The sequence below is a fragment of the Dietzia sp. B19 genome, assembly GCF_014145155.1.
Taxonomy (GTDB): Bacteria; Actinomycetota; Actinomycetes; order Mycobacteriales; family Mycobacteriaceae; genus Dietzia; species Dietzia natronolimnaea.
Window position 1 is genome coordinate 1 of sequence record NZ_JAALED010000059.1, and the last position, 4,221, is coordinate 4,221.

Below are 4,221 nucleotides of genomic sequence, written 5' to 3' on the forward strand. Positions count from 1 at the left end.
GGGAGCCGCGACGGTCGGGGCCGCCGCACCCACCTCCGGCCAGGCGGCCGGGCACCCGGGCTGGGCCCCGTCGTCGGTTCTGGTGGGGGAGGACGACGACTCCGAGCAGGTGCTCCTGGCTCTGGCACGGAGGACACCGTCCCGCGATCACCGGGACCGCGCCGCGGCACAGGTCGCGACCGCGGTGCTCGGCGGTGGACTGAGTTCCCGACTGTTCCAGCGGGTCCGCGAGGAGCTCGGGCTGGCCTACACCGTGTACGCGTCGATGGACCAGTTCCGTGCGACCGGACTCGTCTCGGTCGTCGCCGGCAGCCCCGTCGGGCGGGTGGACGCCCTCAGCGGTGCGCTGGCCGAGGTCGTCGCCGGGATGGTGAACGATCCCCCGTCCGGCGACGAGGTCGACCGCGCGATCGGGCACCTCACCGGATCGATCAGGCTCGGGCTGGACGACCCACTGTCGCGGATGACGCGGATCGGCCGCCACCTGCTGGACCGCGACACTGTGGTGACCGTCGGGGAGTCGCTCCACCGGCTCCGCACCGTGCACCGCGACGACGTGGCGGACTACTGGACGGGCGAGACCGCGCCCTGGTGTCTGGCGGCCGTCGGGCCGGGCATGCCCGATGCCGGCGGCGCGGCTGATCTGCTCGCCGGCGTGGGCGGATAGGCTGGTGAGCGGTGTGACGACCGATGAGGAGACGATGACGGTGACGAAGGTCGGAGTGCTCGGTGCACGCGGCAAGGTGGGCACGGCGATCTGCGAGGCGGTTCGCGCGGCGGAGGACATGGAACTCGTCGCCGAGGTGGACCAGGGCGACCGGCTGCAGATGCTCACCGACGCCGGCGCGGAGGTGGTCGTGGACTTCACGCACCCCGACGTGGTGATGGACAACCTCGACTACTGCATCACACACGGCATCCACGCCGTGGTCGGCACGACCGGCTTCACCGACGAGCGGTTGGAGACACTGCGCGGACTGCTCGCGTCCCACCCGGATACCGGGGTGCTCGTGGCACCCAACTTCGCGATCGGAGCCATCCTCATGATGCGCTTCGCGGTCCAGGCGGCGAGGTATTTCCCCTCGGCCGAGATCGTGGAACTGCACCACCCGAACAAGGCCGACGCACCCTCGGGTACGGCACACCGCACGGCGGAGATGATGGCCGCCGCCCGCGCCGCGGCAGGGATGGGGCCCTCCCCGGACGCCACCTCCACCGAGCTGGAGGGGGCGCGGGGCGCAGATGTCGGCGGGGTGAGGGTGCACTCGGTCCGCGTGACCGGCCTGATCGCGCACCAGGAGGTCCTCCTGGGTACACAGGGGGAGACCCTGACCATCAGGCACGATTCCCTCGATCGCTCCTCCTTCGCGCCCGGTGTGCTCCTGGGCGTGCGGTCGATCGCGGGCGCTCCGGGACTCACCGTGGGGCTCGACGCCTTCATGGATCTGTAGGCCGGCCCGTGGACAGAGTCGTCAAGCCGCTGGTCATGGCCCTCACGGCGGTGGGTCTGGTGGTGGCGTTCGGTTACCTGCTCTACCTCGGGTGGTCCATGATCAGCCGGTCCGAGTACCTCGCCATGCGTGGACTGGGCGTCGGGATCGTCCTGCTCACCGTCGTCGGGGCGTGGGCGATGTGGGCGATCCTGCGGAACGGATTCGAACTCCAGCGGATCTCCGCCGCGGCAGCCCAGGAGGGGATCGAACTCGATATCTCCGACCTGGACCACCGCCCGTCCGGGCGACTCGAGCACGCCGCCGCCGATGAGCTGTTCGACCGCGTCAGTGCGGAGTACCAGGCGTCTCCGGACGACTGGCGTACCAACTATCGGTTGGCCCGCGCCTACGACCACGCGGGCGACCGCCTCCGTGCCCGTGAGGTGATGCGGGCGGCCATCGCCCTGCGGGAGGCGGAGTCCTCCGGGACCGGGGATCCGCGATGAGCACCGTCCTCGTGGTCCACCACGCTCCGTCCCCCAGGCTCCGACGAATCCTGGAGGCACTGGAGAGGGGTCTGGCCCATCCCGACCTCGAGGGCATCGAGGTCGAATCAGTGCCCGCACTTGCGACCACCGACGACCACGTTCTCCGTGCGGACGGCTACGTCCTGCTCACCCCGGCCAACTTCGGCTACATGTCCGGTGCACTCAAGCACTTCTTCGACCGCACGTACTACACCTGCGAGGGTGCGGTGGCCGGTCGGCCCTACGCCCTCTGCGTGCACGGGGACAACGACACCTCCGGGGCGGTGGCCTCGGTCGAACGGATCACCACCGGGTGGGACCTCCGCCAGGTCGCCCCGGCCCTACAGCTCACCGGCGAGCCCGGTCGTGAGGAACTCGACACCGCGTCCGAGGTCGCCGCGACGGTCGCCGCACACCTTCTCGGCTGACCCGCCGGGCGACACGACACCAGAGGGAGTCCCACCATGTCCGAGCTCGTCCGGCGGCAGGTCCGCATGGTCGCGCACACCGCGTTCACCCCACCCGACGAGATCGGTTGGGAGACGGATGCGGACGGCGGCTCCGCCCTGGCCGAGTTCGCCGGCCGCGCCTGCTACCAGAGCTGGGACAAACCCAACCCGCGCACCGCGTCGAACGCCGGGTACCTGAGGCACATCCTCGAGGTGGGGCACCTCTCGGTGTTCGAGCACGCGAGCGTGACGTTCTACATCACCGGTATCTCCAGGTCGTGCACCCACGAGCTCATCAGGCACCGCCACTTCTCCTACAGCCAGCTGTCGCAGCGGTTCGTCCCGGAGCATGATTCCAAGGTGGTGCCCCCGCCCGCGATCGCCGACGACCCGGAGCTGGTGGAGATCTTCCGCCGCGCCACCGACGCGTCGCGGGAGGCCTACGCGGAGATGCTCGCCAAGCTCGAGGAGAGGTTCGCCGACGTCCCCAACCCGATGCTGCGTCACAAGCAGGCCCGGCAGGCCGCGCGGTCGGTCCTGCCCAACGCCACCGAGACCCGCATCGTGGTGACCGGCAACTACAGGTCGTGGCGGCACTTCATCGGAATGCGGGCGACCGAGCACGCGGACACCGAGATCCGAGGACTGGCGATCGACGTCCTGCGTCAGTTGCGACATGCGGCGCCTGCGGTGTTCTCCGATTTCGAGATCACCTCGCTGGAGGACGGCTCCGAGATCGCGGTGAGCCCCTACGTCCTGGAGGGATGAAGCGGTTCACCGGGTCGGAATCGGGACTTCCCGTGGTCTGCGGGTAGTCTGGGAGGCCATGACACACGTGACCACTGGGGGCCCGATGTCGGCGGACGGTCGGCCGGCCCCCACCCGACCCGGACGCCCCACGCCGTTCGGCACGGTGCTCACGGCGATGGTCACCCCGTTCGGGTCCGACGGTTACGTCGACCTGAAGGCCGTCGCACGTGTCGCGGAACACCTCGTGGAGTCGGGGTGCGACGGTCTCGTCGTGTCCGGGACCACGGGAGAGTCGCCCACCACCACGGACGCGGAGAAGATCGCGGTTCTCGAGGCCGTTCTGGCCGCGGTGGGGGACAGGGCGACGGTGGTGGCCGGAGTCGGGACATACGACACCGCACATTCCGTGCACCTCGCGCGCCAGGCGGCGTCCGTCGGTGCCCACGGCATGCTCGTGGTGACCCCGTACTACTCCAAGCCCACCCAGGCCGGACTCGACGCCCACTTCCGGGCGATCGCCGACGCCACCGACCGACCGGTGATGCTCTACGACATCCCACCGCGGTCCGTGGTCCCGATCCAGGCGGAGACGCTCATCGGACTGTCGTCCCACCCGAACATCGTCGCCGTCAAGGATGCCAAGGGCGACTTCCACGACGCGGTCACGGTGATGTCCCACTGCGACCTCGTCTACTACTCGGGCGACGACCAACTCAACCTCCCGTGGCTGGCCGTGGGAGCCAGCGGTTTCGTCAGCGTGATCGGCCACGTGGCCGCCGCGCGCCTCGTCGAGCTGCGCCGCGCCTTCCTCGCGGGCGAGGTCGACACCGCGCGACATATCAACCTCGGACTCCTCCCGCTCTTCGACGCCCAACGGGCGCTCGGCGGCGTGTCGATGTCCAAAGCAGCACTAGAACTTCTCGGGATCCCGGCCGGAGTGCCGCGACTCCCGCAGTTACCACCGACCACCGAGCAACGGGACGCACTGGCGTCGCTGTTGCACAGAGCAGGAGTCATCAGATGACGGAGAACCCGACCAACAGCCGCGGACGCGGCCGGACC

Annotated in this window: 6 protein-coding genes; all 6 read left to right on the forward strand. The window is 69.8% G+C overall.

Annotated features, from left to right (window positions below):
- On the forward strand, positions 1-667 hold a 667-nt coding region (locus G6020_RS02445), incomplete at its 5' end, for an insulinase family protein (RefSeq protein WP_182609550.1).
- 34 nt (positions 668-701) lie between these two features.
- Positions 702-1,451, forward strand: a complete 750-nt coding sequence (gene dapB / locus G6020_RS02450) for a 4-hydroxy-tetrahydrodipicolinate reductase (RefSeq protein ID WP_179526256.1) — start codon at positions 702-704, stop codon at positions 1,449-1,451.
- A gap of 8 nt (positions 1,452-1,459) precedes the next feature.
- Positions 1,460-1,939 carry a hypothetical protein gene (locus G6020_RS02455; RefSeq protein ID WP_182609551.1) on the forward strand — a complete coding sequence of 160 codons (480 nt, stop codon included), beginning with the start codon at positions 1,460-1,462 and terminating at the stop codon, positions 1,937-1,939.
- Complete coding sequence (locus G6020_RS02460; RefSeq protein ID WP_179525425.1) at positions 1,936-2,388, forward strand: NAD(P)H-dependent oxidoreductase; 453 nt, start codon at positions 1,936-1,938, stop codon at positions 2,386-2,388. Before G6020_RS02455 ends, G6020_RS02460 begins: the two co-directional genes overlap by 4 nt.
- A gap of 36 nt (positions 2,389-2,424) precedes the next feature.
- Positions 2,425-3,177, forward strand: a complete 753-nt coding sequence (gene thyX, locus G6020_RS02465) for an FAD-dependent thymidylate synthase (protein WP_182609552.1) — start codon at positions 2,425-2,427, stop codon at positions 3,175-3,177.
- Positions 3,178-3,262: 85 nt separating this feature from the next.
- On the forward strand, positions 3,263-4,183 hold the full coding sequence (gene dapA / locus G6020_RS02470) for a 4-hydroxy-tetrahydrodipicolinate synthase (protein ID WP_182609553.1): 921 nt from the start codon (positions 3,263-3,265) through the stop codon (positions 4,181-4,183).
- Positions 4,184-4,221: the final 38 nt, after the last annotated feature.

Bases quoted from the DNA above. Each gene is read 5' to 3' on its own strand.
- G6020_RS02460 (WP_179525425.1), top strand. From the start codon at position 1,936: ATGAGCACCGTCCTCGTGGTCCACCACGCTCCGTCCCCCAGGCTCCGA.
- dapA (WP_182609553.1), top strand. From the start codon at position 3,263: ATGTCGGCGGACGGTCGGCCGGCCCCCACCCGACCCGGACGCCCCACG.
- dapB (WP_179526256.1), top strand. From the start codon at position 702: ATGACGGTGACGAAGGTCGGAGTGCTCGGTGCACGCGGCAAGGTGGGC.
- thyX (WP_182609552.1), top strand. From the start codon at position 2,425: ATGTCCGAGCTCGTCCGGCGGCAGGTCCGCATGGTCGCGCACACCGCG.